Genomic DNA, 3191 nt, shown 5'->3' on the forward strand with positions numbered 1-3191 from the left:
AACAGGCGCACCCCCGAGCTACCGGGCGCCCCGGCCCTGACCCTCACGTGCCGTAGAACAAGTCCTCCACCACCGCCCGAGCCCGCCGCGTCGTCCTCCGGTAGTCGTCGAGCATGTCCCCCACATGACCCGGCCCGTACCCCAGGTAACGCCCCACCGCGGCCACCTCACGGCTGTCGGAGGGGAACGTGTCGCCGGCCCGCCCCCGCACCAGCATGACCGCGTTGCGGACACGCGTCGCGAGGACCCACGCCTCGTCGAGGGTCGCCGCCTCCTCGTCCGTGACGAGGCCGGCCTCCCGCGCCGCGCCCAGCGCGGCGCGGGTCCGGGTCGTGCGCAGGCCCGGCTCGCGCCGCCCGTGGCGGAGCTGGAGGAGCTGGACGGTCCACTCGACGTCGGAGAGACCGCCGCGGCCGAGCTTGGTGTGGAGGGTCGGGTCGGCGCCGCGCGGCAGCCGCTCCGACTCCATGCGGGCCTTGAGCCGGCGGATCTCGCGGACCGCGTCCTCCGCGAGGCCGTCCGCCGGATAGCGGAGCGGGTCGACGAGGTCGACGAAGCGGCGGCCGAGATCCTCGTCCCCGGCGACCGGCTCGGCCCGCAGCAGGGCGTGAGACTCCCAGACCAGGGACCACCGGCGGTAGTACGCCTCGTAGGACTTCAGGGTCCGTACGAGGGGCCCCGACTTGCCCTCGGGGCGCAGGTCGGCGTCGATGAGGAGCGGCGGGTCGGCGCTGGGGAGCTGGAGCAGGCGCCGCATCTCGGCGACGACGGTGTTCGCGGCGCGGGCCGCCTCCTGCTCGTCGGCGCCCTCCCACGGCTCGTGGACGAACAGGACGTCGGCGTCGGAGCCGTAGCCCAGTTCGTGGCCGCCGAAGCGGCCCATGCCGATGACGGCGAACCGGGTGGGCAGGGTGTCGCCCCAGCCCTCGCGGACGACCGCGCGCAGGGTGCCCGCGAGGGTCGCCGCGGTGAGGTCGGAGATCGCGCCGCCGACCAGGTCGACCAGCGCGCCCTGGTCTGCGGTGGCCGGGGACGCCTCGGTGCCGTAGGAGCCGACGATGTCCGCGGCGGCCGTACGGAAGAGTTCGCGGCGCCGTACGCCGCGTGCGGCCGTGACGCCCTGAGCGGCGCCGTCGGCGCGGCGGACCGCGGCGAGGATCTCCTGTTCGAGGTGGGCGCGGCCGCGGGGTTCTAGGCCGCCGGCGCCGCCGTCGCCGTCGCCGAGGAGGGCGACGGCCTCGGGGGCGCGCATGAGGAGGTCGGGGGCGAGGCGCCCGGCGGACAGGACCCGGGCGAGGTTCTCGGCGGCGGCGCCCTCGTCGCGCAACAGCCGCAGGTACCAGGGGGTCTTGCCGAGGGCGTCGGAGACCTTGCGGAAGTTGAGGAGTCCGGCGTCCGGGTCGGCGGAGTCGGCGAACCAGCCCAGCAGGACGGGCAGGAGGGTGCGTTGGATGGCGGCCTTGCGGGTGACGCCGGAGGCCAGGGCCTCCAGGTGGCGCAGGGCGGAGGCGGGGTCGGCGTAGCCGAGGGCGACGAGCCGTTCGCGGGCCGCGTCGGCGCTCAACCTGGCCTCGCCGGGCGCGAGTTGGGCGACGGCGTCGAGGAGCGGACGGTAGAACAGCTTCTCGTGCAGTCGCCGTACGACGGCCGCGTGGCGCCGCCACTCACGGTTCAGCTCGGCGACCGGCTCGGTGCGCAGGCCCAGCGAGCGGCCGATGCGCCGCAGGTCGTTCTCGTCCTCGGGGACGAGGTGGGTGCGGCGCAGCCGGTAGAGCTGGATGCGGTGCTCCATGGAGCGCAGGAAGCGGTAGGCGGCGTCGAGTTGGGCGGCGTCGACGCGGCCCACGTATCCGCCGGCGGCGAGGGCGCCCAGCGCGTCGAGGGTGGTGCCGCTGCGCAGCGAGGTGTCGGCGCGCCCGTGGACCAGCTGGAGCAGCTGCACGGCGAACTCGACGTCCCGCAGGCCGCCCGGCCCCAGCTTCAGCTGGCGGTCGATCTCGGCGGCCGGGATGTTCTCGACGACCCGGCGGCGCATGCGCTGCACGTCGGCGACGAAGTTCTCCCGCTCGGCGGCCTTCCACACGAGGGGTTCGAGCGCGGCGACGTACTGCTCCCCCAGGTCGAGGTCCCCGGCCACCGGGCGGGCCTTCAGCAGGGCCTGGAACTCCCAGGTCTTCGCCCACCGCTGGTAGTACGCGAGGTGGCTGCTGAGCGTCCGTACGAGCGGGCCGTTGCGGCCCTCCGGCCGCAGATTGGCGTCGACGGGCCAGATGCTGCCCTCGACGGTCGTCTCGGAGCAGATCCGCATCATGTGCGAGGCGAGCCGGGTGGCCGCGCGGACGGCCGCCTGCTCGTCGGCGCCGTCCGCTGTCTCCCCGACGAAGATGACGTCGACGTCGGAGACGTAGTTCAGTTCGTGGCCGCCGCACTTGCCCATCGCGATCACCGCGAGCCGGCACAGCGCCGCGTCCTCGGGCGCGGCCGCGCTCGCTATGGCGAGGGCCGCGCGGAGGGTGGCGGTGGCGAGGTCGGCGAGTTCGGCGGCGGCCTGGGCGACATCGGTGGTGCCGCACACGTCACGGGCGGCGATCGACAGCAGACAGCGGCGGTAGGCGACCCGGAGGGAGACGGGGTCGGTGGCCTCGGCGAGGCCGCGTTCGAACTCCTCGACCCCCGGATGCAGGTCCTGCGGTTCGTACGTGACGAGCGCCTGCCAGTCGTGCGGGTGCCGTGCGAGGTGCTCGCCCAGCGCGGCGGACGCGCCGAGCACGCCCAGCAGCCGGTCCCGCAGCGGCTTCGCCGCGGTCAGTGTGTCCAGCACCTTGCGCCGGTCCGTGTGGTCCGGCTGCCCCTCCAGCAGCCGGACGAGGCCCGCGAGCGCGAGGTCCGGATCGGCGGTCGCCCCCAGCGCGTCCAGCAGCACCGGATCACTGCGTACGGCCGCCAGCTCCGTACTCTCCAGCAGCCGCTCGGCCGCCGAGGGGTCCGTGAAACCGTGCCGCAGCAGTCGCGAGAACGTGCTGCTCCTGCGCCCCGGCGCCGTCATCCCCGGCCTCCCGTTTCGATCGAGCCCGATCAAGGATCAAGGTCGTACGGCCTGAGCCTAACCGGAGTACCTGGGGGAAGCGTCGGTCGGATGAGGGGCGACTGGGCGGGGAGGGGTGGAACGGGGGGTGAGGGTGGTTGTGGTG

At 74.6% G+C, this 3191-nt stretch carries 1 protein-coding gene; it reads right to left on the reverse strand.

Annotated elements, in window-relative coordinates; translation table 11 throughout:
• Positions 1-43: 43 nt before the first annotated feature.
• Positions 44-3046: a bifunctional [glutamine synthetase] adenylyltransferase/[glutamine synthetase]-adenylyl-L-tyrosine phosphorylase gene (locus tag AOK23_RS16365; protein WP_055713446.1), complete on the reverse strand. Its 3003-nt coding sequence runs from the start codon at positions 3044-3046 to the stop codon at positions 44-46.
• Between the last annotated feature and the right edge of the window lie 145 nt (positions 3047-3191).

Source organism: Streptomyces torulosus, from assembly GCF_001419765.1.
GTDB classification, from domain to species: domain Bacteria; phylum Actinomycetota; class Actinomycetes; order Streptomycetales; family Streptomycetaceae; genus Streptomyces; species Streptomyces torulosus.

Excerpts from the sequence above, each read along its gene's own strand:
- AOK23_RS16365 (WP_055713446.1), bottom strand. The coding sequence starts at position 3,046 with ATGACGGCGCCGGGGCGCAGGAGCAGCACGTTCTCGCGACTGCTGCGG.